Here is a 23,153-nt window from a genome sequence, read left to right on the forward strand (position 1 = left end):
GGCGCTCATGCCTTCTCCTCGCCGCCAGTGCGTTGCGACGCCGCCATCGCACGCGCGTCATAGCCGCCGAGCTTGTCGCCGCTGACGAGTTCATTGTGCGCATGGGCGAAGTGGTGCCAGGCAAAGACCGCATCCATCGCCGTGCGCTTGCCCTGCAGGTCTTCCACATGGTTGACCGCCTGCTTGGTCAGCGTCAGGCCCAGCCGGGGCATCTGCGCGACCTTGGCCGCCATGCCGTAGGCCGTTTCCTCCAGCGCATCGCGCGGCACCACGCGGTTGACCATGCCCATGCGCTCGGCGCGTTCGGCGCTCATGCGCTCGCCCATGAACAGGAATTCCTTGGCGATGCGCGGGTGCAGCTCGTAGGGATGCGCGAAATACTCCACCCCCGGAATGCCCATGCGCACCACCGGATCGGCAAAGAAGGCATCGTCCGAGGCCACGATCAGGTCGCACACCCAGGCGAGCATCAGCCCGCCGGCGACGCACGCGCCGTGCACCATCGCGATGGTGGGCTTGGGCAGCTCGCGCCAGCGCCGGCACATGCCGAGGTAGACCTCCTGCTCGCGCGCATAGAGAAATTCGCCGCCGGGCTTGTTGACGTGGTCGTACCAGAGCGAGGCGCGCTCGAACGACTCGTTGATGTCGCGCCCCGGCGTGCCGATGTCGTGCCCGGCGGAGAAATGCTTGCCCGCGCCGCGCAGCACGATCACCTTGACCGCATCGTCCGCGGCGGCGCGCCGGTACGCGTCGTCCAGCGCATAGGTCATCTTCGAGTTCTGCGCGTTGTGGTACTGCGGCCGGTTCATGGTCACGGTGGCGATGCCGTCCGCGACGCTATAGAGGACTTCGGCGTTGGGGCCCAGGCCGACAGGATCGACGGCTGCGGCGGGTTCGATGGCTGGCGTTGTCATCTCGGCGTGTTCCCTTTCAAGCGCGTCCGGAAGGGTTGCCGCGCACGATCGTGGCGCGCAGGTTGTGCGGATCGAGCAGTGCGATCAGCTTCAGCTCTTCCGCCGTCGGCGGCGCCGTCTCGGGCAAGGCCTCGCCAGCGGCATTGGCCAGCGCAAAGCCGGTGGCCGCCTGTACCTGCCCGAGGCTCACGCCCGGGTGCAGCGAGCGCACGCGGATGGCATGGCCAGGTCCGCCGAAGTCCATCACGCACAGGTCGGTAACGATCACGCGCAGGTCGACAAAGCTGCGCATGCCCTCGATCTGGCGCGCGGGGTTGTACCCGGCGCTGCAGACCATGTCGACTTCGCCGCCGACAAACGCGCGCGTGCTGTGCCCGGGCACGAAGAAGGAATTGGCGTGGTGGATGCTGTTGCCGGGAAAGCCGCGCGCGCCCAGCAGCTGGGTCTTGGGCTGCGCATGCGTGCCGCCGAGGCACGAGATATTGGCCTGACCGAAGCGGTCGATCTGCGTCGGCATCACCAGCGCGTGGCGCCGTCCGCCCCACAGGCAGTCGAACACGCGCGAATAGCCCATCCAGCCGCTGGCGCGTACCTTGTAGCCGGGCTCGCGCGGGCCCAGCGGCACCGGCGTCTCGACCAGGTAGGCTTCGCCGTCGGTCATCAGCAGGCCCGGGTTGTGCGCAAGCCGCGCCAGGCCGGCGGCGATGCGCGGGCCGGTGCCGATACCGGTGGCCAGCACTTCGCCGTCGTCGGTCCAGGCGCGGGCGGCGGCGGCGATCATCAGCTCCGCGCGGGTGAATTCATAAGTGGCGCTCACGGTCGCTCCTTGGGTTGGCGGGTTCAAACGGCGGTTCAAAGGACGGGCAGCGGCAGGTCATGCACGTGGCCGAGGCCGCCGATGCGCTCCAGGTAGGCCGCCTCGCTGGCGCCCACCACCTCATCGCGATACTTGCGGAAACCGTCGTCGGCCTCGGCACTGGCGCAGTACGCCTTCAGCGCGGGCAGGTCCCAGCCATACGCGGGCGCGCAGGAAGTGGGATGGGCACCGGCGGGCGCGTGCACCACGCCCGTCACCAGCGAGCGTTCGAACGGGTTGTTGCGAGCGTGTGCCAGGTCTACTTCCTCGAGGCGGGGGTGCAACGTTTCGCAGCTCACATAGCAGCGCTGCGCAGCGCGCGCGAACCATTCGTCGAAGAACGGATCGGGGCCGTCGATGCGGGTGTTGCCAAGCACGTCGCTCTCGTTCACATGCAGCAGCGCGGCGTCGAGCGCGATGGCGGGCATCGCCACCAGCACCTCGCCGTCGGCATAGGGCGAGCGCACCGTTTTCAGCTGCGGGTTCTTCGCCAGCACGTCGGTGCCCAGCGCAGTGCGCGTCGGCAGAAACGGCAGCCGCGCCGCGGCCGCGCGCAGGCCGAGCTGCAGCATGCCTTCGTCGAGTTCGGTCACCTCCAGCAGGCCGCGCTCGCGTGCCTGGCGGAAGTACGGCTCCAGCGGAATCACGTCGAGCGAGACAAAGCCGAACACCAGCCGGCGCACTTTGCCGGCCGCGCAAAGCATGCCCACTTCAGGGCCGCCGTAAGCGACCACGGTCAGGTCTTTCAGCGGCGAGCGCAGGATCTCGCGCACCAGCGCCATCGGCTTGCGGCGCGGGCCCCAGCCACCGATGCCGATGGTCATGCCATCGGCGAGCTGGCCGACCACGTCGGCCGCGCTCATGGTCTTGTCGATTGTCTTGGTCATAGCGGTGTAGCGTTGTCTGGCGCTCTTTAGCGGTATCCGATGTTGAAGTCGTGTCCCCACAGGCTGACGCGCGTGGCTTCGTAGGCGGCGTGGTGGCCCCAGTCCACCACCAGCCCGCCGTGGCCGTATTCGAGGTCGAAGCCGCCGGGGGTCTTCATGTAGAACGAGGTCATGCGGTCGTTGCAGTGCTGACCCAGCGTGGCGGACAGCTTCACGCCGTGCTGCTGCACGCGATCGAGCGCGCGGCCCACCTCGGCCATGTCCGGCACCTCGGCCATCACATGGATGCAGCCGCGCTCGGACGGCATCTCGAAGATCGCCAGGCTGTGGTGGCGGCCGTTGGCGCAGTGCAGGAAGTGGATGCGCTTTTCCGGCTCGTCGGGATCGCTGGTAAAGCGCACGCGGAAGATGTCGGACAGGCCGAAGCCCATCACGTCACGCAGGAAGGCGTAGGTCTCGTCGAACGCCGGCGCCGGCAGCACGGTATGGCCGGCGCCCATCGGATCGGTGATGAAGCGCGGCACGCCGACCGGCGAGACGAAGCGCAGGAAGTCCGAGCGCATGCCCCACGAGATCTCGTGGCGGTTGCCCGACGGATCGGCGAACCAGGCCATTGCCTGCACGCGGCGCTGGGCCACTTCCGCGGCGCTGGCATGCATTACTTCCACGCTGGCCTGGCGCAGTGTCTCGAGCGCGTGCCGGTAGGCCTGCTCGTCGGCCAGTTCCCACCCGGACGCCAGGTAGCGGTCGCGCGCGCCCGGCACCACCAGGTAGCGGTAATCGCGTTCGTCCATCTTCACGTACAGGGCACCGCCGGGGGCACCGGAGCAGGTCATGCCGAGCACCTGCTCGGCATACTGCCGCCATTGCCCCAGGTCGGTGGACTCGACCACGATGTAGCCAAGCGCACGGATATCCAACATGCGGGTCTCCTCAGGTTCGTTGCCACTGCTGGCTGATGAGACCTATTCTTCCGTGCGCGGCTACCCGGCACATCGTCCAGTGGGACTAGCCGATCCGTTGCCGGATTCAGGCGGCGGCGGGGCGGACGATGTACTGGCTGGTGGGCACTACGTCGATCTTGTCGAAGTCGATGAAGCGCTCGCAGCTTGCCATCATGGCCTGCAGGTTGCGCTGGAACTTCTCTTCATCGCCAACTGCGTCGAAGAAGGCCTGCGGGTCGGTCATGGCCGCATCGGGAAAGCATTCCTCGACGATGGCGTCGTAGAGCGGCGCGGCGTAGGTGAGCGGCCGCACCACCATGTTCTGCACGTAGAGGAAGTTGTCCTGCGTCTCGACGGCCACCTCTGTGTGATCGTTGTGCCAGGTGTCCAGCCACGCCTGCGGCGTGAGCCGGGGCGGGCGCGTCAGGAAAGCCAGTTGCGCGAAACCCGGCGTGCGCTCGCCCGGCGCGGCCGGGAAGCGCGTATTGCGGATCGGCTGGGACTCCGTGACGAGATAGCTCGCCATGCGGCCGGTCGCTGCGTCGACCGCCTGGTCGAATGGCTGGCGCAGGCGATTGACGGCGCTGTCGATCCAGACCGAGACCAGCCCTTCCATCTGCGGGCGCGTATTGGTCTGGCGCAGGCCGGCCGCAGGCAGCACGGCGTCATCCGCCACGTTGACCTGCAGTCCGCGCGCGCCCAGCGCCAGCAGCTTGTCCGCGAGCGTCGTGCGCAGCCGGCGCGCGAAATCCGCCGGTTCGGTGCGCGCATCGCGCCAGACGATATAGATGACTTTTTCCATGCTCCACGCTCCCTGGTACAGGTGCCGGCCGTGGCCGGACAGGTTGAAGCGTGCGCGGAACTGGAACGAGCGCGGACCGCGTGCATCGCGCCCGTCCGACGTGCCATCCAGGTGCCGCGCCCGCTGGTCCTGTGCATGCTAGGCGCGTGGATGGCGACGCTCATCCTCCAATCGGACTACGCGATGGCGCTCAGCCGAGCGTCACCACACTGCTCAGCAGCATGCGCACCAGCGTGGCCTGCCGCGTCACTCCCGTCTTGGAGAAGATCGAGCGCAGGTGGGCGCGTGCCGTGTTCTTGCTGGTGCCAAGTGCCTCGGCGGCTTCGTCGAGCGTCATGCCGTCGGCAAGCACCAGCGCCAGCGCGGTTTCGGCGGGGGTCAGGTCGAACAGCTTGCGCACCACCTCGTGCGAGGCGCGCGACTTGCGCTCGGGATCGCGGATAAAGACGGCGCAGGCTGGCCGACGCCGGTTTTCTTCCGACCATTCACTGAGCGGAATGGTGCGGATCAGCACGCCGAGCTTGCTGCGGCCAGACGGGCGGGTGATCGACATGGCTTCGGCCAGCGCAGGCTCGCTGCCGTGGTGCCCCAGCTGCGCACGGCGCAGCAGGTACTGGAACTTGCGGCTCTCCTGGGCATAGGCGATCTCGAAGGTGTTCCCGTTGAGGCGGATGCCGTCGTTATCCGCCAGGATCTCGTCAGCCTCCGCATTCTTCTTGAGGATCGCACCGGCGGCGTCGAGGATCACCATGCCCACCAGCATGCGGTCGATCGCGCCCGCGTAGAGCGAGCGCTCGGATTCGACCACATCGAGCCGCGAATGCAGCCGGATCGCGCGTTTCAGGTGCGGCAGGATGGCGCCGCAGGTCGCCTTGTCCACTTCGGAGAAGTCCTGCGCGTCGTCCTGGCGGCAGATGCGCAGGCGGCACTCGACACCATCCTCGGTACGGATGTCCGCGCCCAGCAGGTAGCGGATGCCGAGCGGCTGCAGGAACTGTCGGTAGATCTCGCTGTGGCACCAGTTGCCGGCGCCCAGCGCTTCGTCGACCGTCACCGCGCGGTCGGTTGGCAGGTTGATGAAGGGATCGATGGCGTAGTAGTAGCTGTTGTAGGAAGCCTCCGCCTCCAGCGAAGTCCCGTGCGCCGAAGCATGCACCGCCAGGCCGCTGCGGTCGCTGGCGGGCGAGCGCAGGATAAAGCTCACATAGCTGGCGTCGAGTTGCTTGCGCAGCATCTCGAGCGCGTGGCCCCAGGGCACGGGTTCCATCGGCCCTTCATAGACCGCGGCCAGCAGCGCGCCGAACCGCGTGACGCTCAAGCCCGACTGCGCAAGCAAAGGCGCCGCCATTTCCCGCGCCTCAACGGTCGCCATCAACATTCCCTGTCTCCTGGTTCCACACCACGTGTGTGCCTGCCGGCGCTCTGCGGCACCTGGGGCAGCGCAAATTATAGGGACCGCTGCCCGCCAATATGCGGCCCTCGGTGTTTTCCCTGACCTGCAATCGGACGATGCCCGCAGCGCGTGCCGTCGATTCAATGCGTGCATCCCCGCAGTGCAACCGAAGGAGAGCAACCAAGATGGATTTCACCGACAAGACCGTGCTGGTCACCGGCGGCGGCGCCGGCATCGGGCTCGCCACCGCGCAAGCCTTTCTGGATCAGGGGGCGCGCGTGGCGATGCTCGAGATCGACGCGCAGCGCGCCGACCATGCCCACACGCTGCTGGGCAAGGCCGGCGCCGACGTGCTGGTGGTACAGGGAGATGCGGCAAATGCCGGCACCGTGCGCGAACTGGCCACGCAGATCGAGCAGCGCTTCGGGCGGCTCGACGTACTGGTCAACAACGTCGGCGACTTCCTGCGCATCGCCAAGCCGTTCGAGGACTACGCCGACGACGAGATCGCCAGCCTCTACGCCGCCAACCTCGGCCACGTCTTCACGGTCACGCGCGCCATGCTGCCGCTGCTGCGGCGCAGCGCCGGCGGCAGCATCGTCAGCGTGTCGTCGATCGAGGCCTTCCGCGGCATTCCGTACTGCAGCGTCTACGCCGCCTTCAAGGCCGCCATCACCGGCTTCACGCAGAGCCTGGCGCTGGAACTGGCGCCGGCGGGCATCCGCGTCAACCTGATCGCCCCCGAGACCACCGAAACCCCGCAGGTCCCTGTGTCGCAGATGGTCGCCGAGGAGCACCGGCACCATATCCCGCGCTGGATCCCGCTGGGCCGCTTCGGCACGCCGCAGGATATTGCCGACGGCATCCTGTTCCTGGCCAGCCCGCGCGCGGCCTGGATCACCGGCACGGCCCTGCACGTCAACGGCGGCGCCCTGGCCGCCGCCGGCTGGTACCGCGAGCCCAACGGGGCGTGGACCAACATGCCGGTCATCAACGGCAACGGCATGAACCTCTGACGGCCGCGTCACGCGGCCACACCACCCAAGCAAGGAGACAGGCATGAAGATACTCATCGTCGGCGGCAATGGCATGATCGGGGGCCACGCGGCCCTGCACCTGCGCAGCCGCGGGCACGAAGTCACCATCGCCGGGCGCAACCGCCCCGCGTCCGGCACGCCGCTGGGCGGGCTGGACTTCCTGCGCTGCGACTACATCGCCAACGACCTGCCCGCGGCGCAGCTCGGCGCCTTCGATGCGCTGGTATTCGCCGCCGGCAACGACGTGCGCCACGTGCCGCCCGGCGGCGACGAAGCGGCACACTGGGAGCGCGCCAACGTCGAAGGCGTGCCGCGCTTTTTCCGTGCCGCGCGCGATGCCGGCATCCGGGTCGCCGTGCATGTCGGCAGCTTCTATCCGCAGGCGGCACCGAGGCTGGCCGAAGACAACGCCTATATCCGCTCGCGCAAGCTGGCCGACGAAGGCGTGCGGGCACTGGCGACGGAGACCTTCCGGGTCAGCAGCGTCAATGCCCCGTTCGTGGTGGGCACGGTGCCGGGCCTGACGGTCCCGATGTTCAAGGCCTATACCGACTACGCCCGGGGCGGCTTTGCGCCGATGCCGGACTTCGCGCCGCCGGGCGGCGTCAATTTCATCTCGGCCATGTCGCTGTCGGAAGCGATCGAAGGTGCGCTGTTGCGCGGCGAGAATGGCAAGGCCTACCTCGTGGGCGACGAGAACCTGACCTTCCAGGACTACTTCGGCGCGTTCTTCCGCGATGCCGGCCGCGCGGTTCCGCCGGTCATCGACCAGGAGCATCCGTTGCTGCCCGACTCGGCGATCTGCTTCGGCCGCGGCAACACGCTCTACTACGAGCCGGATGCGGCCGAGACCGCCCTGCTCGGCTATCGCCGCCGGGACATCCTGCGCACGGTCAGCGAGATCGTGGCGCAGTACCAGTAAGCTGGCACAGCGGCGGCCCGCGCAAGCGGGCCGCCGCACCCGGCCTTACAGTCCGGAGATCAACTGCGCGTTATCGATGCGCAGTTCCGCGCCATTGATGAAGCGCGACGCGTCCGAAGCCAGGAACAGCACCAGGTTGGCCACATCCTCCGGCTCGCACATGCGCGCCATCGGGTCCGTGCCGATGCCCAGCGCCGCCGGATCCAGGTCTGGAACCAGCGCCTGCGTCATCGGTGTCCAGATGCCATCGGGGTGGATGGAGTTGCAGCGGATGCGATAGCCGTTGCGCTTGCAGTGCACGGCCACGCTGCGCGTCAGCGCGGTCACGGCACCTTTCGCGCCGCTGTACGCGCACATCATCGGCAAGCCGCCCAGCGCAGCCACGGACGACATCACGATGATGGAGCCTCCGGTCGCGTTGCCCTTCATCGCCTCCACGCCGAACTTGCAGCCGAGGAAATAGCCGTCGGCATTGACGCGCATGACCTGCCGCCAGCAGTCGAGCGAGGTCTCCTCGATCGATCCCAGCGGACAGATGGCCGCGTTGTTGACCAGCACGTCGAGCCGGCCGAAGCGGTCCAGCGCGGCGGCCATGGCCCGGCGCCAGTCCTCTTCACTGCCGATGTCGTGGCGTACGAACAGCGCCGCGTCGCCGATTTCCCTGGCGAGCGCCTGCCCGGCCTCCTCGTTGACATCGCCGAGCACGACGCGCGCGCCTTCCGCCGCCAGCAGCAGCGCATCCGCGCGCCCTACCCCGCTGGCCGCGCCGGTGATCAGCGCGACCTTGTCCCTGACCTGATTCATCGTTTCTCTCCTTGGGTGATCCGTCTTCAGGCGGCGTCGGGAATCTTGCCGGCCAGCACCGCGCGCAGCGCGGCTTCGCCATACACCGCCGCCACGGTTTCATCGAGGATGGGATTGCCGCGCAGCTCGCTGCCGCCATCGACGGCGATACTCTGGCCGGTGACCCAGCCCGATTCCGGCCCGGCCAGGTAGCGCACCGCGCTGGCGATGTCGTCCGGCTCGCCGGCGCGGCCCAGCGGCATCTGCGCGACGAACTTGTCGAGCATGGCCGGGTTGTCGAACATCGGCCCGGTCGCGCCGGAGCGGGTCAGGCCCGGCCGCACCGCGTTGACGCGGATGCCGCAGCCGGCCAGTTCCTCGGCCGCCGCGCGCACGAAGGCTTCCAGGCCCGCCTTGGCGGCGCAGTACGCCGACAGCCAGCGGCAGGTCATGCGCGCCGCGTTCGACGAGATGCAGACGATGGCGCCGCCATGCGGCGCCATCAGCGGCGAGGCGTGGCGCACTGCCAGGAAGGCGCTGGCGATATTCAGTTCCAGCTCCGCCATCAATGACGCGGTGTCATGCATCAGCATGGGACGGAAGCCGCCACCGCCGACGGTCGCCACGACGATGTCGAGCCGGCGCCCCAGTTCCCAGGCCTGCCGGAGCGCGGCCTGCACGTCATCCTCGCGGCAAGCGTCGCCGACGTTGATCTCGACCGTGGCGCCGGCCACTTGCGCAAGCAGGTCGCGCCGCGCCGCTTCCAGCGCTTCGCGCCGCCGCCCCATCAGCACTACCGCCGCGTCATCGCGCAGCAGCGCCAGCGCGCTGGCCGCGCCGATGCCACCTGCACCGCCGGTAACGAGTGCCGTCTTGCCTTCCAGTACACGATTCGTCGTCATCATGCCTCCCGCATCGGCAGGTCCTGCGTCCAGTCAACCACCAGTTCGCGCGCAGCGATGCGCCACTGGCCCTGCGATCGCTCGAAACGGTCCTGGTAACGAATGCCCCAGTCCAGCTTGCGCGGCACGCCGTCCTGCTCATACAGGTGGTTGGCCACGCAATAAGTCTCGCCCGTCGCGGTATCGCCGTTGATCTCCACCAGTTGCTGGTGCACGTGGTGCTGCGTGGCGCTGTACTGGCCTAGCGCCGACATGCCCTTGGCAATTGCTTCTGGTCCGTCCAGGCGGAAGCCGGGCCCGGTCAGCCGCGCATCCTGCGTGAAGAGTTCCGCGAGGCTCGGGAAATCGCGCCGGTCCACCGCCCGCGCGTAGCGGCAGGTCAGCGCGTGAATGGCTTGCTTGTGCTCCAGTTCGGACATGGCCGGTCTCACTCCTTGGTTGTGACCGGCCGGTGCAAGGTCCACGGCCGGTCGTTGGGATGGCGACTATCGTCAGCCCTGCCGCGCAGCGGGCCATCGTCCGCGTGGAGTAAGCGGGACGAATGCCGCTTAGTCCGAACGAAGGATGTACCGTGGCCTCGCCCGCCCCAAGCTTCGACGAGCACGGGCGGCCCGAACGGCGCCCGCGCATCACTGATACAGGAGACAGACATGAAGCAGGCGGAACAGGCCATCGTCGCGGTCGTCACGGGCGGCTCGCGCGGGGCCGGCAAGGGCATCGCCCTGGCGCTCGGCGCGGCTGGCGCCACGGTGTATGTGACCGGGCGCACGGAGCAGGAAGGCAGCGCGCCGCTGCCCGGCACCATCCACGCCACGGCGCGCGAGATCGACGCGCTGGGCGGGCGCGGCATCGCGGTCGCATGCGACCATCGGGACGATGCGCAGGTGGCGCGGCTGTTTGCGCGCGTGCGCGAGGAGATGGGGCGAATCGATATCCTGGTCAACAACGCCACCTTCCTCCATGACGAGCTCATCATGCCGGGGCCGTTCTGGGAGAAGCCGCTGGAGATGGCGGGGATTCTCGATGTAGGCCTGCGATCCGGCTACGTGGCCAGCTGGCATGCGGCGCCGATGATGGCGGCGCGCGGGCGGGGGTTGATTGTTTTCACGTCTTCCTTCGGTGCCAATTGCTATATGCATGGGCCGGCCTATGGGGCACAGAAGGCGGGGATCGACAAGTTCGCACACGACATGGCGGTTGACCTGCGTCCGCATGGGGTCGCGGCGGTATCGGTCTGGATGGGGCCGCTGCGCACCGCACGCACGCTGCGTGTGTGGGAACAGCATCCGGACAAGTACGCGTCGTTCGCGCCGGTAGCGGAAACGCCGGAGTTCACGGGGAAGGTTATCGATGCGCTGTATCGCGATCCTTCGCTGATGGAAAAATCGGGCCAGGTGTTGATCGCGGCGGAAGCGGCTCAGGGGTATGGGATTGTCGATGCTGATGGCGTACAACCGCCGTCTTACCGGCAGGCACTGGGCGGGCCGCCGGGGGTGCATCCGGCGATTGTGGAGTAGAGGGGGATTGGGGGGCGTGTGGTTGGGGTTGGGTTTACGCTCCTGGCATGCGCTGCTGTTTCGCCGGCGTAGCCGGCGAGTTACTTTTGTCTCGCGACAAAAGTAACCAAAAACGCGTTCTCGTGGTCGACGAAAGGCCCGTTGGGGTGAAGACGGTACAGGGCATAGCCAGACTGCCTGCCGCGTAGATGATCAGGATAGAAGCGTCAGATGAGCGAACCCGGATTACTTGGTGGCCCCTGCTAAGAATGCCATCGGTGGGACGCCTGCGGCTGCGCTGCGCGCGGCTCGGGAGCAAAACAAAAGACGAGTGGCGTCAGCACCAGCGCCAGCGCCGTTGATACCCCCCGCATACCGACCAGGACGCGCGCGCAGCGCAGCCGTAGGCGTCCCACCACTGACGCTGTTGGAACGCTGTACCCGAGCCCTACATGGGGATCGTACAAAAGCAGGTTATCGCGGGCACGGGTTCCGAATCACTATGCGTAGCAGGTTCGAACGAGCAACCACGTCTCGCGAGACCAAAGCCCGCTTGAACCATAGAAGCGTATCGTTGATAGCCAGCCGCTCAGGCGATGCGTTTCTTGCCGCGCATGCCAAGAACGACAGCGCGATCCCAACCACAAAGCCCCGCCGGCTAGCCCAGGCGCAACAGAGACGCCTGCCAAGGACGAAAACCCATTCATTGCCCTTGCGACAACAACCCCGTCGCAAACACCGTCGACCGGATCAGCCACGCTCCATCGATCCGCACATACTCATCCTCATAGCGCCCCGTCAGAAACGTCCGCGATCCGTTGGCATCATCCAGCGCCAGGTACGCCAGATCCCAGCTCCCCCGCGCCGTATCGGCATCGAGCACCCGAATATCCGCCTGCCCCGCAAAATGCATTTCCCGCAGCGTAGGCCGGCACGCCAGCTCCGCAAAGCACTGCACCAACGCTTCCCGCCCGGCAAAGCCCCCAATCCGGTCATAGTGGATATGCGCGTCGTCCGGCACGAAGCAGGCCCGCATGGCATCGGTATCCTTGTCATCGCACGCCCGCAAATAGCGCAGCTTGAGCGCCCGGATCGCATCTGCGGCTTCCAGCCGCGCAAGGCGCTCGGCAATACTGGCAATCTCGTTCATCTCCAATCCCCCGCTTCTCAGGCTTCCCGCAACTGATACTTCAAGACCTTGCCCGCCGCGCTCACGGGCAGCGAAGTCACGAACTGCACCTCGCGCGGCACCTTGTAGTTGGCCATGTGCCTGCGCGCCCAGACGATCAAGGTCTCGGCGTCCAGCCGTGCGCCATGACGCAACACCACGTAGGCGCGCCCGACTTCGCCGAGCCGCTCGTGCGGCACGCCGACGACCGCGACCTGCGCCACCGCCGGATGGGCCACCAGCAGCTTTTCCACTTCCGCCGGGTAGCAGTTGAAGCCGCCCACGATGAACATGTCCTTGATGCGATCCGTGATGCGCAGGTAGCCACGCGGGTCGAGCGTGCCGACGTCGCCCGTATGCAACCAGCCATCGGCATCGATGGCTTCCGCGGTAGCCTCAGGCAGGCCGAAGTAGCCCTGCATCACGTTGTAGCCACGCACCAGCACCTCACCAGCCTCACCCATTGCAACCGGCTGGCCCTGCGCATCGACGCAGCACAGCTCGATCCCGGGCATGGCGCGCCCCGATGTACTGGCAACCGTTTCGGCATCGTCGCCCGCGCGGGTCAGCGTGGCAAAGCCACACGACTCGGTCAGGCCGTAGCCGGTGATGACCGTGTCGAAACCCAGTTCGTCGCGCATGCGCTGGATCAGCACCGGCGCGATCGCCGAAGCGCCGGTCACGGCAACGCGCAACGAGGACAGGTCGAACTCGCGCAGGCGCGGCGCATTCAGCAGCGTCTGGTACAGCGTCGGCGGCCCCGGCAGCACCGTGATGCGCTCGTTCTCCACGCGCGTCATCACGGCTTCGGCGTCGAATACCAGGTGCGGCAGCACGGTGGCCCCGCGCGACAGTGCCGCAAGCCAGCCGGCCTTGTAGCCGAAGGTATGGAAGAACGGGTTGACGATCAGGTGGCGGTCGCCGGCCCGCACGCCCGTGATCGCCGCCCACCCGTCGACGGCACGCAGGTTCTGCGCATGCGCGGTCATCACGCCCTTGGGCCGCCCGGTGGTGCCGGAGGTGAACATGATGTCCATGAGCGTGTCGCCGCGCACGCCGGCTTCGCGCTGCGCGAATGCGGCCGTGTCCACCTGCTGCGCCAGTTCGAGGAAGTCATCCCACGCCAGCTCGCCGTCGCCCGGCGCCGTACCCCGCCCCGGCCGCAGGATCACCAGGCGCTCCAGCGTGGCCGGCCGGTGCGGCGCCAGCATCTGCGGATAGCACTCGCCGAGGAAATCGTCGACGCAGAACAGCAGACGTGCGCCGCTGTCGGCCAGCACGGCCGCGGCTTCCGCGCCCTTCATGCGCGTATTGAGCGGCACCAGCGCCGCGCCCACGCTGTGCGTCGCCAGCGCGGCGATGATCCATTCCGAGAAATTCGGCGCCCATACCGCGACCCGGTCGCCCGGCTGCACACCGAGCGCCATCAGCGCCCGGCCCGCCTGGACCCGGCACGCATCCAGCCCGGCGTAGCTCAGACGCAGCCCGTCTTCCTGGATGGCGGTGCGTTCGCCGTGGCGCTGCGCCGCGCGCCGCACCAGTTCGGGAATGGTCGCGGCAGGGTCCTCGTGCCCGGCGGCGTCGAGGCCGGCGGACGCCGCAATGGCATCAATGGTGTCAGAGGCAGTCATGTCAGTCCGGGAACTTCAGGTGGATCTCGTCGCTCGCCGCGCGCGCCTGGCAAGCCAGGGTCCAGCCAGCCTCCAGGTCGGCGCGGTCGAGCACATGGTTTTCGCCGAGCGACACGTCGCCCCGCGTCACCTGGCACATGCAGGCGCCGCACAGCCCGGCGCGGCAGGAATTGGGCGCCGGCACGCCGGCGCGCTGCAGGGCGTCGAGCACGGTTTCGTCCGGCGTCACGCTGACCTGGTGGGTCGCGCCGTCGAGCTCAACGGTCAGTGCCGCGCCCCGCATGGCGGGCGCAGGGGTGGCCGCATCCATCACGGCTGGTTGCGCTGGCGGTATTGCCACCGGCACATCCGGCAGGGACAGGAAGCGCTCCACGTGGAGCTTGCCGCGCGGCACGCCGAGTTCCTGCAGCGCAGCCTGGGCCGCGTCCATGAACGGGGCCGGGCCGCACACAAAGCATTCCGCCAGGCTCCAGGGCCTCACCAGTTCTTCCAGCTGGCGCTGCGTCGGCGGCCCCTGCACGCTGTCCAGCCAGTGGACCACGCGCAGCCGGCCCGGATGGCTGCGCGCCAGCGCCGCAATCGTTTCGGCGAAGATGATGGAGCGCTCGTCGCGGTTGGCATAGACCAGCGTCACCGCGCCGCGCCCGTGGCGCAGCGCCGCCTTGGCGATCGACAATACCGGCGTGATGCCGCTGCCGCCGGCCAGCAGCAGGAAATCGCCATGCAGCGTGGGCGGCGTGAAGACGCCGGCCGGCGCCATCACCTCGACCGTGTCGCCCGCGCCAAGATGGTCGCAGATCCAGTTGGACACGCGCCCGCCCTGCACGCGCTTGATCGTCACGCGCAGGGCGTGGTCGACCTCGGGCGTGCTCGACAGCGAATAGCAGCGCTGCAGCGGCTTGCCGTCGACGGGCACGCGCAGCGTCAGGAACTGCCCCGGACGGTAGGCAAAGGTATCGCGCAAGCCGTCGGGCAGCGCAAAGACCAGCGAATGCGCCTGCTCCGTTTCCGTGACGACTTCGGCGATCTGCAGCCGATGGTATTGCACTGGCGCCATGGATGTCCTTCTATAGCTGAGGTGCGGCGTCAGGCCACGCCCATGATGGTCTGCGCGTTGTCGATACGCAGTTCCGCGCCATTGACGAAGCGCGATTCGTCGGAGGCCAGGAACAGCACCAGGTTGGCCACGTCGCGCGGATGGCACATGCGCTGCATGGGCTCGGCGCCGCCGATTTCCTCGGGCAGGGCTGCGGCGCCGCCAGGCAGGAAGGCCGCGGTCATCGGCGTCATGATGCCGTCCGGATGGATCGAATTGCAGCGCACCTTGTAGCCGCTCTGCTTGCAGTGGCCCGCCACCGCGCGCGTAAGCGCGGCCACCGCCCCCTTGCTGGCGCTGTAGGCGCAGAACGCGCCCATGCCGCCCAGCGCCGCCACCGACGACATATTGACGATGCTGCCGCCGCCCGCCTTCATCGCGGCAACGCCGTACTTGCAGCCGAGGAAATAGCCGTCGGCGTTGATGCGCAGCACGCGCTGCCATTGCTCCAGCGTGGTGTCCTCGACCGTGCCGAGCATCAGGATGGCCGCATTGTTGACCAGCACATTCGGTGCGCCGAAGCGCTGCCCGGTGCGCGCCATCACCTGCTGCCAGCCGGCTTCGCTGGCAATGTCGTGCTGCACGAACAGCGCGGTCTCGCCGATCTCGCGCGCCAGCGCGTGGCCGGCTTCCTCGTTGAGGTCGGTCAGCACCACGCGCGCGCCTTCGCGCGCCAGCAGCAGGGCATCTTCCTTGCCGACGCCGCTGGCGGCCCCGGTGACGATCGCGATCTTGCCTTCAGTACGTCGGCTCATGGGACATCTCCTTGTTGGTGTGTGCCCGCCGCCCACCGGTGGGCTGTTGTGTCAGGTGGCTCAGGCCGGGCACGGCGCGCCCAGCGGCGCCGACGTGGTATAGGCGCCGTCGACATAGACCAGCGGCGACACCTCGCCCGCCAGCCGCACCTCGCGCAGCCGTCCGATGAAGATCGCGTGCGTGCCGTAGTCGAAGCGGCCGTCCTGCAGGCACACCAGGTTGGCCTGGGCGTCGCGCAGGCACGGCACGCCGAGCAGGTCGTCTTCCCACTCGCCGCTGGTGAAGCGCTCCTCGCCCTTGAGGCGGCCGCTGCAGTCCACCGCGATATCGCGGTGGTCGGCGGCCAGCAGGTTGATGCAGAAATCCGCGCCGGCATCGAGCGGCGGATAGATCGACGAATTCCGGTTGATGCAGATCAGCAGCGAAGGCGGATCCGCTGACAGCGAATCGACCGCGGTCACGGACATCGAATAGCGGCGCTCGCCATGGCGGCAGCTGATGACCGCCACCGAACGCGCCATGCGGCGCATCGCCTTCAGCATGTCGTCGCGCAGCGCGGTGCTGGTTTCGGGATTGGCGCTCATGAGGCCTCCTGTACGGTTTGAGCGTGGGGCACGGCGGCCGGCTGCGGCGCGCGCTGCGAAAGCAGGTCGGCCGCGATAAAGCCGAAGGTCATGGCGGGGCCCAGGGTAGAGCCCGCGCCGGGATAGCTGGTGCCCATCATCGAGGCACTGGTATTGCCGATGGCGAAGAGCCCGGTGATTGCGCTGCCGTCCTCGCGCAGCACGCGCGCGCCGGCGTCGGTCACCAGGCCGCCCTTGGTGCCGATATCGCCGGCGTCGAGCCGCACCGCATAGAACGGCGCCTTGCCGATCGGGGCCAGGCACGGGTTCGGCCGCACCGTTGGGTCGCTGTAGTAGGTGTCGAAGACGTTGTCGCCCTTGCCGAACTCTTCGTCGACGCCGGTGGCGGCGTAGCGGTTCATGCGCGCGACGCTGTCGGCAAGCCCGTCGGCATCGACGCCGATCTGGCTTGCCAGTTCGGCCAGCGAGCCGGCACGCACCAGGATGCCGGACAGATCGGTCGGAATGCTGCGGTCCGGCATGACCGAGCCCGGCAGGATCGGCCCGCACGGATACTTGTGCCGGAACGTGGCGTCGAACACCATCCACGCCGGCACGCTGCAGCCGGTCTTTTCATGGTCGCGATACATGGCGGGCACGAACTCGGAATACGGCGCGGCCTCGTTGACGAAGCGACGGCCCAGCCCGTTCACCACCAGGCAGCCCGGCATGGCGCGCTCGATGAAAAGCGCGCGCTGCTTCTCCTCACCCTGCACATGCACCGTGGGCGCGCCCCAGACATGGGACATCAATGCCACGCCGGCGCCGGCAGCCTGTCCGGCGCGGATGGCGTCGCCGGTATTGTTCGGCGGCGTGGCGCTCCAGTCGGACCTCGTCGGCTGCGGCAGGTACTGCTCGCGCATGGCCTGGTTGCGCTCGAAGCCGCCGGCGGCGAGGATCACGCCACATGATGCGCGGATCTCCACCGCGCGCCCGCCCTGCAGCGCGCGCACGCCGCGCACCGCGCCGTCTTCCACGATCAGGTCCTGCAGCGCGGTATCGAGCCACAGCGGAATCGCACGGTCCATCATCGCCCGTCGCAGGCCGCCGGCCAGGCTGTTGCCGAGCGTGAGGCGGCGATCGCGCCGGGTCTTGCGGCGCCAGCCAATGTCCAGCCAGTAGCGAGCGAACTGGCGCACCGCCAGGCCGAACCAGCCGGGTGAGCGGCACAGCAATGCGTGCGCCTCGCCCGAAGTCACGGCCACGCGGCCGCCCACCAGCGTGCCTGGCGACGGCGGACGCAGCCGGTCGAATTCCTCGCGCAGCCGTGCGCCGTCGAACGGCATCGGGTCAAGCGCGCGGTAGCCGGGCATTGCGCCCGGTTCCTTCTGGAAGTAGTCCGCGTAGCGCGGCAGCGTGTAGTAGCGCACGCCGGCCTGTTGCTCGAGGTACTGCAGCATGCGCGGCGCGTGCTCGAGGTAGGCGCGGATGCGCTGCGGGTCGCCATGCTCGCCGGTGCAGGCGAGCACGTACTCGAGCGCCTTGGCATAGTCGTCCGCCCCGCCGGCCGGCGCGATATGGTGGTTCATCGGAATCCAGATGCCGCCGCCGGACACCGCCGAGGTGCCGCCGTACTGGCTGCTCTTTTCCAGCACCACCACCGACAGCCCGCGGTCGGCGGCGCGGCAGGCGGCCAGCATACCGCCGGCGCCCGAGCCGACCACCACCACGTCAAACTCCGTCGGCTGCATGCGCGCTGTGCTCTGGGTCATGATGGGCTCCCTTGCCTTGGCGGCTTCAGATGAAGAAGTCGGTGTTGGCGCGACCCATCATCACGCCGCCAAGGTTCTGGCCGAAGCGGTCCAGGTTGTTGGCGTAGTGGGCACGTGCGGCGTGCAGGTCCAGGAAGCGGCGCACCATCGGGTTGCTGCGGTAGATGCCGTTGCCGCCGGCGTAGCGCAGCAGGCCGTTCGCAAGCTGCGCGCAGCGTTCGGCCACCTGCGACGACTGGTAACGGAAATGCAGGCGGCGCGGCGTCGGCAGTTGGCCGCCTTCGCGCGCGACGGCGAGCAGTTCGTCGAAGTTGCGTTCGAGGATGGCGCGCATCTCGTCGACGGCCACCTGCGCATTGGCGCAGGCCAGTTGCGCGCCGCCGTCCTCCGCGGTCTTGCTGCCGCCGTTGCTGCTGACGCGGCCGTCGGCGTAGCCGATGAAATCGTCGAGCGTGCCTTCCAGCGCGCCGATGCACGCGGTGCACACGGCGCGCACGAAGATCTGCGCGAACGGCAGGCGGTACAGCGGCGTGTCGTTGATCGCCAGGCCCGGGCTGGTGCCCATGGCGCCATCGACGGCGCGGTGGGTACGGTAGTCCGGCACGAACACGTCATCGACCACGATGTCGTGGCTGCCGGTGGCACGCAGGCCCAGTACGTCCCAGTTGCGCACGATCTTGTAGTCGGAGCGCGGCAGCAGGAAGGTGCGGTAGTCATGGGCACCGCCCGGTTCGGCCGGCGGCACCAGGCCGCCCAGGAAGATCCAGTCGCACAGCTCGCTGCCGCTGGAGAACTTCCAGTGGCCGGAGAAGCGGTAGCCGCCTTCGACCGGCGTGACCTTGCCGACCGGCATATAGGTCGAGGCGATCAGCGTGGCGGGATCGTTGCCCCACACCTCCTTCTGCGCGCGTTCGTCGAACAGCGCGAGCTGCCAGTTGTGCACGCCGACCACGCCGTAGACCCAGGCCGTGGACATGCAGCCCCTGGCCAGGGCCATCTGGATGCGGAAGAAGGTCTGCGGGTCCAGCTCGTAGCCGCCGTAGCGGCGCGGCTGCAGCACCTTGAAGAAACCCGCGGCCTGCATCTCGGCGATGGTCTCGGCGGGGATGCGCCCTTCGGCTTCTGCCTGTCCGGCGCGCCCGGCCAGCGCGGGAATCATCTGCTCGGCACGCGCGATCAGGCTAGCGGCCAGGTCCTTGGGGTTGTTGTGGTGAGGCACCGCGGGTCTCCTTGTGGTCTTGTCTTGTGCTGGCGTTGATGTTTGCACCGGGTGGGCCGGGTGCCATCGTCTGATGGGACTAGCTGTCTTTGCGATCTGGCGTGTGGCACTTCGTGGCGGCGCTGGCCCTCTCCCGCAAGCCGGAGAGGGTCTCGCCCCCACGGGAAGCAAACGCTTGCGCGCTCAGGCCACCGCGCTCAGCTTGCGGCCCTGCTTGCGGAAGTGCGGAATCACGTGCTCGCCGATATTGCGGATGGTTTCGAGCTGCGCCCATTGCGGCACCGTGCCCATCTGGCAGATGAACAGGATCTCGTCGGCACCGGCGTCGATCAGGCGCTGCACGTAGCCGATGCAGTCATCCACGGTGCCGTAGGCGTGGTTCGGGTTCAGCATCATCATCGACGGGTCGCTGAAGTCCACCGAGACCTTCTCGGATGCGAACCTGGTGTTGATGACGGCCTTGCCCTGCGCGTCAGTAGCGGTGACATGCTCGTCGTCCCACTTCGACGGGTCGGGGCGCTCGCCGCCGGCGTACCAGTACGACAGCGATTCCATGAAATAGCGCTGCCCCTTGATGCCGATCTTGCGCGCGGCCAGGCCATCGTCGAGCACGATGGTCGGGCACAGTGCCGCCAGGTGCTGGTGCGGGCGGAAGCCGACCTGGTCCTCGGCCTTGCGGCTCGCCCACGCGCTGCGGTAAATCTCGTTCTTCTTGGCGACATCCTCGGGGCCGCCGAAGCCGAGCACCAGCGCGCCCATGCCGCGCGCGCCGGCGCGTTGCAGCGTGTCGGCATTGGTGCAGGCCAGGTACATCAGCGGGTGCGGGTCCTGGCGCGGCTTCGGGTGGATCGGACGGCGCGGGATCTTGATGAACTCGCCGTCGTGCTCGATCTCGTCCTGCGTCAGGATCTTCGGGATCAGGTACATCGACTCGTCGATCATCGGGTACAGGCTGTTCAGGTCGTAGCCGAAGGTGCCGGCCTCCTGCTGGGTGCCGCCCTTGCCCACGCCGAAGTGCACGCGGCCGCCGGAGAGGATGTCGAGCGTGGCGATGCGCTCGGCCACCTTGACCGGATGGTTCATCGCGGGCGGCAGGCATACCACGCCGTGGCCGATGCCGATGCGCTGCGTGCGGCCGGCGACGAAGGCCAGGAACGTTTCGGGCGCGCTCATATGCGCGTAGTTGGTCAGCGCGGTGTGCTCGACCGCCCAGACCACGTCAAAGCCCATGTCCTCGGCCAGCACCACCTGTTCCATGATTTCATCGAACACCTTGTGGTCGCCGGCGCGCGAGGCATCGACGGTCTGTGCTTCATAGATCAGCGAAAAACGCATTGCAGTCCCCTTCCCTGGCATTGATGGTTCAGGACCGCCGCCGGGACGCCGCCGGATGCCGCGCCTCGGGCCGGAAGCGGCCTGTGTGCTTGCAGTGTGGTCGGCGCAAGGCGTTGCAACATCGTCTGATTGGATTATGAGCACTCGATGGCGCATCCCTATCATTGGCCGCGGGCCTCAGTTCAACATCACGCCCGTTCATCGAAGGGACCAAGGACATCATGCAAGCCAGACTATTGCTTTACCCCGTCGCGGATATCGACACCGCGCTGCCGTTTTTCACCGAAGGGCTCGGGCTGCCTGTGAAGTTTCGCGACGGCGACCGCTATTGCGCGCTCGATGCGGGGGCTTTGACGCTGGCGCTTGTGGCCGGCGAAGAGAGACTGGTGGAGCAGCCGGCGCTGGCGTTCAGGGTGGGGGAAGGACAGGAGATCGACGCAGCCATTGCGCGGCTGGTGGATGCGGGTGCCACCGTGACGATGCCTGCGGCGCCGGGTCCGCATGAGACGCGCGCGGTGCTGCAGACCCCGCAGGGTTTTGCACTGGTGCTCAGCGGGAAGCGTTGATTGGTGTGTCGTGCTTGGCAAGCGCTGCTGTTTCGCCGGCGTAGCCGGCGGGGGCTTTGTGGCTATGACTGGCTCGTCGTGCTTGGCGGGCGCCGCTGTTTCGCCGGCGTAGCCGGCGACCTACTTCTTGTCCGAGCGACAAGAAGTAGGCAAGAAGCGCGTCGCCTGGCGGCTGGCCATCAACGATACGCTTCTTGTGTTCAAGCGGCTTTGGTCTCGCGAGGCTTGGTTGCCCGTTCGACCCTGCTACGCATAGTGATTCAGAACCAGTGCCTGCGATAACCGGCTCTTGTACGATCCCCATGTAGGGCTCGGGTACAGCGTTCCAACAGCGTCAGTGGTCGGACGCCTTCGGCTGCGCTGCGCGCGCGTCCTAGTCGGTCGGCCACAGGCATCAACGTCGCTGGCACCGAAGGTCTGTTCCCTCGCGCATGGCGATGCGCGCGAGCAAACTGCTGGGGGATGAGTTGGCTGCGGCCTGCGTGCCCAGGCTACTGAGCCGCGCGTAGCGCAGCGAAGGCGATGATGCGATACCTGCCAGGAGCAGGGACCACGGACAGTTTCGGGGCTCGTTCAATCAGCGCTCTAATCCTGCCCACGGACGTGCACCACGCGGCAGGCAGCCAGGCAGACTCTGAAGCCCATACCCGTACAACACCCGCAGCACACTACGATCAATATTCGCCCGCTAGGGCAAGTAAACGCGCTTCTTGCCTACTTCTTGTCGCTCGGACAAGAAGTAGGTCGCCGGCTACGCCGGCGAAACAGCGGCGCATGCCAGGAACGACAACCAACTCCATCCCAAGAACCAACCTTCATCCCAACGAAATCACACTACTCAACAGCATCCGCACCAACGTAGCCTGACGGGTCACGCCAGTCTTGGAGAAAATCGCCCGCAGATGCGCGCGTGCCGTGTTCTTGCTGATGCCCAGTTCATCAGCGGCTTCATCAAGCGTAAGCCCATTGGCAAGCTGCAGCGCCAGCTGCGTTTCCGCCGGCGTGAAATCAAACAGCTGGCGCACCACGTCGTGGGAAGCCTGCGAGCGCCGCTCCGGATCACGGATAAACACCACGCACGCCGGACGCTTGCGATTGTCCTCCGACCACTCGCTGAGCGGGATCGTGCGGATCAGCACGCCCAGCCGGGCGTTGCCCGACGGGCGCGTGATCGACATCGCTTCCATCAGCGCCGGCGTGGTGCCCAGGTGGCCCATCATCGCCTGGCGCAGCAGCCGCTGGAACTTGCGGTTCTCCTGGCCGTATTCCACGTCCAGCCCGCCCTTGGAGATGCGGATGCCGTCCCTGGCGCCAAGGATCTCGTCGGCGGCGGCGTTGGTCTTGATGATGGTGCCGGATTCGTCGAGGATCACCATGCCGACCAGCATGCGGTCGATGGCGCTGGCATAGACGGTGCGCTCCGATTCCACCACGTCGATGCGCGAGTGCAGATCCACCGCGCGCTTCAGATGCGGCAGCAGCGCCGTGCACAAGGCCTTGTCCGCGGTGGAGAAATTCGGGCTGTCGATATTGCGGCACAGGCGGAAGCGGCATTCCACGCCGTCATCGGTGCGCAGGTCGGCACCGAGGATGTAGCGGATGCCAACGTCCTTCAGGAACTGCTGGTAGATCTCGCTCTGACACCACACGCCCGGCCCGAGGTGTTCGTCGATCGTCACCACGCGGTCCGACGGCAGGCCGATGAAGGGATCGAGCGCGTAGTAGTAGTTGTTGTAGGAGGTCTCGCCCGCAAGCGTCGAGCCCCCGTGCTCGGACACATTGACCATCAGCCCGGGCCGGTCGGTGGCCGGCGAACGCAGGATCAGCGTGGCGTAGTTGGCGTTGAGCTGGCGGCGGATGTGCTCCAGCGCCTTGCCCCAGGGCACCTGCTCCATCGGGCCCTGGTAGATGTCGCCCAGCAGCGCGCTGAATTCCGACAGCGACACCGTCGTTTGCGCGAACAGGTGTGCGGCGGCCTGGTTGTGGCTAACCTCCATCAGCATTTCCTCTGTCTCCATTGTGGCGTGCGCAGCGCCCCGGGCATGCCGGACGGCTGGCCTGCTGCGGGCTCTCTGGCCCTTTTTTGTGCCCCGATTATAGGGACGGCAAGG

The 23,153-nt window shown here is 67.6% G+C and carries 22 protein-coding genes; 4 read left to right on the forward strand and 18 right to left on the reverse strand.

What is annotated here, in order from left to right; translation table 11 throughout:
• Positions 1-5: 5 nt before the first annotated feature.
• The 6 genes from CupriaWKF_RS29365 to CupriaWKF_RS29390 form a co-directional block, all read right to left on the reverse strand.
• On the reverse strand, positions 6-914 hold the full coding sequence (locus CupriaWKF_RS29365; protein ID WP_276101927.1) for an enoyl-CoA hydratase: 909 nt from the start codon (positions 912-914) through the stop codon (positions 6-8).
• 16 nt (positions 915-930) lie between these two features.
• Positions 931-1,731 carry a ketoacid CoA transferase gene (locus tag CupriaWKF_RS29370; RefSeq protein ID WP_276101928.1) on the reverse strand — a complete coding sequence of 267 codons (801 nt, stop codon included), beginning with the start codon at positions 1,729-1,731 and terminating at the stop codon, positions 931-933.
• Positions 1,732-1,766: 35 nt separating this feature from the next.
• Positions 1,767-2,657, reverse strand: coding sequence for a CoA-transferase (locus CupriaWKF_RS29375; RefSeq protein ID WP_276101929.1), 891 nt, complete (start codon positions 2,655-2,657; stop codon positions 1,767-1,769).
• 26 nt (positions 2,658-2,683) lie between these two features.
• Positions 2,684-3,580 carry a VOC family protein gene (locus tag CupriaWKF_RS29380; protein WP_276101930.1) on the reverse strand — a complete coding sequence of 299 codons (897 nt, stop codon included), beginning with the start codon at positions 3,578-3,580 and terminating at the stop codon, positions 2,684-2,686.
• A gap of 106 nt (positions 3,581-3,686) precedes the next feature.
• Positions 3,687-4,403, reverse strand: coding sequence for an EthD domain-containing protein (locus CupriaWKF_RS29385; RefSeq protein ID WP_276101931.1), 717 nt, complete (start codon positions 4,401-4,403; stop codon positions 3,687-3,689).
• Between the two features lie 190 nt (positions 4,404-4,593).
• Positions 4,594-5,781 carry a helix-turn-helix transcriptional regulator gene (locus CupriaWKF_RS29390; RefSeq protein WP_276101932.1) on the reverse strand — a complete coding sequence of 396 codons (1,188 nt, stop codon included), beginning with the start codon at positions 5,779-5,781 and terminating at the stop codon, positions 4,594-4,596.
• A gap of 200 nt (positions 5,782-5,981) precedes the next feature.
• On the opposite strand from CupriaWKF_RS29390, the gene CupriaWKF_RS29395 reads away from it, so the two are divergent.
• Positions 5,982-6,812, forward strand: coding sequence for an SDR family NAD(P)-dependent oxidoreductase (locus CupriaWKF_RS29395; protein WP_276101933.1), 831 nt, complete (start codon positions 5,982-5,984; stop codon positions 6,810-6,812).
• A gap of 43 nt (positions 6,813-6,855) precedes the next feature.
• Positions 6,856-7,755, forward strand: a complete 900-nt coding sequence (locus CupriaWKF_RS29400; RefSeq protein ID WP_276101934.1) for an NAD-dependent epimerase/dehydratase family protein — start codon at positions 6,856-6,858, stop codon at positions 7,753-7,755.
• Positions 7,756-7,800: 45 nt separating this feature from the next.
• Here the strand turns inward: CupriaWKF_RS29400 and CupriaWKF_RS29405 are convergent, their stop codons facing one another.
• From CupriaWKF_RS29405 to CupriaWKF_RS29415, 3 genes are read right to left on the reverse strand one after another with little or no spacing between them, the layout of a single operon-like run.
• A complete protein-coding gene (locus CupriaWKF_RS29405) occupies positions 7,801-8,559 on the reverse strand; it encodes an SDR family oxidoreductase (protein WP_276101935.1) in 759 nt (252 codons plus the stop codon).
• A 26-nt stretch (positions 8,560-8,585) separates the two neighbouring features.
• Positions 8,586-9,443 (reverse strand): SDR family oxidoreductase, encoded by an 858-nt coding sequence (locus tag CupriaWKF_RS29410; RefSeq protein WP_276101936.1) that lies wholly within the window; start codon positions 9,441-9,443, stop codon positions 8,586-8,588.
• Positions 9,440-9,859 (reverse strand): nuclear transport factor 2 family protein, encoded by a 420-nt coding sequence (locus CupriaWKF_RS29415; protein WP_276101937.1) that lies wholly within the window; start codon positions 9,857-9,859, stop codon positions 9,440-9,442. The genes CupriaWKF_RS29410 and CupriaWKF_RS29415 overlap by 4 nt, the downstream gene beginning before the upstream one ends.
• A 231-nt stretch (positions 9,860-10,090) precedes the next feature.
• Between CupriaWKF_RS29415 and CupriaWKF_RS29420 the strand changes: the two genes are divergently transcribed.
• Positions 10,091-10,957, forward strand: a complete 867-nt coding sequence (locus tag CupriaWKF_RS29420) for an SDR family NAD(P)-dependent oxidoreductase (protein WP_276101938.1) — start codon at positions 10,091-10,093, stop codon at positions 10,955-10,957.
• Between the two features lie 682 nt (positions 10,958-11,639).
• Here CupriaWKF_RS29420 and CupriaWKF_RS29425 read toward each other — a convergent pair.
• The 8 genes from CupriaWKF_RS29425 to CupriaWKF_RS29460 form a co-directional block, all read right to left on the reverse strand.
• A complete protein-coding gene (locus CupriaWKF_RS29425) occupies positions 11,640-12,086 on the reverse strand; it encodes a nuclear transport factor 2 family protein (RefSeq protein ID WP_276101939.1) in 447 nt (148 codons plus the stop codon).
• 17 nt (positions 12,087-12,103) lie between these two features.
• Entirely contained in the window at positions 12,104-13,735 is a 1,632-nt protein-coding gene (locus CupriaWKF_RS29430; protein WP_276101940.1) for a FadD3 family acyl-CoA ligase, read from the reverse strand.
• 1 nt (position 13,736) lies between these two features.
• Positions 13,737-14,792 (reverse strand): ferredoxin--NADP reductase, encoded by a 1,056-nt coding sequence (locus CupriaWKF_RS29435; RefSeq protein ID WP_276101941.1) that lies wholly within the window; start codon positions 14,790-14,792, stop codon positions 13,737-13,739.
• A gap of 29 nt (positions 14,793-14,821) precedes the next feature.
• Complete coding sequence (locus CupriaWKF_RS29440; RefSeq protein ID WP_276101942.1) at positions 14,822-15,586, reverse strand: SDR family oxidoreductase; 765 nt, start codon at positions 15,584-15,586, stop codon at positions 14,822-14,824.
• Between the two features lie 60 nt (positions 15,587-15,646).
• Entirely contained in the window at positions 15,647-16,171 is a 525-nt protein-coding gene (locus CupriaWKF_RS29445; protein ID WP_276101943.1) for a flavin reductase family protein, read from the reverse strand.
• Positions 16,168-17,922 carry an FAD-dependent oxidoreductase gene (locus CupriaWKF_RS29450; RefSeq protein ID WP_276101944.1) on the reverse strand — a complete coding sequence of 585 codons (1,755 nt, stop codon included), beginning with the start codon at positions 17,920-17,922 and terminating at the stop codon, positions 16,168-16,170. The genes CupriaWKF_RS29445 and CupriaWKF_RS29450 overlap by 4 nt, the downstream gene beginning before the upstream one ends.
• Before the next feature lie 25 nt (positions 17,923-17,947).
• A complete protein-coding gene (locus CupriaWKF_RS29455; protein ID WP_276101945.1) occupies positions 17,948-19,141 on the reverse strand; it encodes a flavin-dependent monooxygenase in 1,194 nt (397 codons plus the stop codon).
• Positions 19,142-19,324: 183 nt separating this feature from the next.
• Positions 19,325-20,476, reverse strand: coding sequence for an LLM class flavin-dependent oxidoreductase (locus tag CupriaWKF_RS29460; protein WP_276101946.1), 1,152 nt, complete (start codon positions 20,474-20,476; stop codon positions 19,325-19,327).
• 221 nt (positions 20,477-20,697) lie between these two features.
• Between CupriaWKF_RS29460 and CupriaWKF_RS29465 the strand changes: the two genes are divergently transcribed.
• The gene (locus CupriaWKF_RS29465; RefSeq protein WP_276101947.1) at positions 20,698-21,042 is read left to right on the forward strand and encodes a VOC family protein; all 345 of its coding nucleotides are present in this window, start codon (positions 20,698-20,700) and stop codon (positions 21,040-21,042) included.
• A gap of 815 nt (positions 21,043-21,857) precedes the next feature.
• Here the strand turns inward: CupriaWKF_RS29465 and CupriaWKF_RS29470 are convergent.
• Positions 21,858-23,045: a helix-turn-helix transcriptional regulator gene (locus CupriaWKF_RS29470; RefSeq protein WP_276101948.1), complete on the reverse strand. Its 1,188-nt coding sequence runs from the start codon at positions 23,043-23,045 to the stop codon at positions 21,858-21,860.
• Positions 23,046-23,153 lie beyond the last annotated feature (108 nt).

It is taken from the genome of Cupriavidus sp. WKF15 (assembly GCF_029278605.1).
GTDB lineage: Bacteria > Pseudomonadota > Gammaproteobacteria > Burkholderiales > Burkholderiaceae > Cupriavidus.

Excerpts from the sequence above, each read along its gene's own strand:
- CupriaWKF_RS29365 (WP_276101927.1), bottom strand. The coding sequence starts at position 914 with ATGACAACGCCAGCCATCGAACCCGCCGCAGCCGTCGATCCTGTCGGC.
- CupriaWKF_RS29375 (WP_276101929.1), bottom strand. The coding sequence starts at position 2,657 with ATGACCAAGACAATCGACAAGACCATGAGCGCGGCCGACGTGGTCGGC.
- CupriaWKF_RS29380 (WP_276101930.1), bottom strand. The coding sequence starts at position 3,580 with ATGTTGGATATCCGTGCGCTTGGCTACATCGTGGTCGAGTCCACCGAC.
- CupriaWKF_RS29385 (WP_276101931.1), bottom strand. The coding sequence starts at position 4,403 with ATGGAAAAAGTCATCTATATCGTCTGGCGCGATGCGCGCACCGAACCG.
- CupriaWKF_RS29390 (WP_276101932.1), bottom strand. The coding sequence starts at position 5,781 with ATGTTGATGGCGACCGTTGAGGCGCGGGAAATGGCGGCGCCTTTGCTT.
- CupriaWKF_RS29395 (WP_276101933.1), top strand. The coding sequence starts at position 5,982 with ATGGATTTCACCGACAAGACCGTGCTGGTCACCGGCGGCGGCGCCGGC.
- CupriaWKF_RS29400 (WP_276101934.1), top strand. The coding sequence starts at position 6,856 with ATGAAGATACTCATCGTCGGCGGCAATGGCATGATCGGGGGCCACGCG.
- CupriaWKF_RS29405 (WP_276101935.1), bottom strand. The coding sequence starts at position 8,559 with ATGAATCAGGTCAGGGACAAGGTCGCGCTGATCACCGGCGCGGCCAGC.
- CupriaWKF_RS29410 (WP_276101936.1), bottom strand. The coding sequence starts at position 9,443 with ATGATGACGACGAATCGTGTACTGGAAGGCAAGACGGCACTCGTTACC.
- CupriaWKF_RS29415 (WP_276101937.1), bottom strand. The coding sequence starts at position 9,859 with ATGTCCGAACTGGAGCACAAGCAAGCCATTCACGCGCTGACCTGCCGC.
- CupriaWKF_RS29420 (WP_276101938.1), top strand. The coding sequence starts at position 10,091 with ATGAAGCAGGCGGAACAGGCCATCGTCGCGGTCGTCACGGGCGGCTCG.
- CupriaWKF_RS29425 (WP_276101939.1), bottom strand. The coding sequence starts at position 12,086 with ATGAACGAGATTGCCAGTATTGCCGAGCGCCTTGCGCGGCTGGAAGCC.
- CupriaWKF_RS29430 (WP_276101940.1), bottom strand. The coding sequence starts at position 13,735 with ATGACTGCCTCTGACACCATTGATGCCATTGCGGCGTCCGCCGGCCTC.
- CupriaWKF_RS29435 (WP_276101941.1), bottom strand. The coding sequence starts at position 14,792 with ATGGCGCCAGTGCAATACCATCGGCTGCAGATCGCCGAAGTCGTCACG.
- CupriaWKF_RS29440 (WP_276101942.1), bottom strand. The coding sequence starts at position 15,586 with ATGAGCCGACGTACTGAAGGCAAGATCGCGATCGTCACCGGGGCCGCC.
- CupriaWKF_RS29445 (WP_276101943.1), bottom strand. The coding sequence starts at position 16,171 with ATGAGCGCCAATCCCGAAACCAGCACCGCGCTGCGCGACGACATGCTG.
- CupriaWKF_RS29450 (WP_276101944.1), bottom strand. The coding sequence starts at position 17,922 with ATGACCCAGAGCACAGCGCGCATGCAGCCGACGGAGTTTGACGTGGTG.
- CupriaWKF_RS29460 (WP_276101946.1), bottom strand. The coding sequence starts at position 20,476 with ATGCGTTTTTCGCTGATCTATGAAGCACAGACCGTCGATGCCTCGCGC.
- CupriaWKF_RS29465 (WP_276101947.1), top strand. The coding sequence starts at position 20,698 with ATGCAAGCCAGACTATTGCTTTACCCCGTCGCGGATATCGACACCGCG.
- CupriaWKF_RS29470 (WP_276101948.1), bottom strand. The coding sequence starts at position 23,045 with ATGCTGATGGAGGTTAGCCACAACCAGGCCGCCGCACACCTGTTCGCG.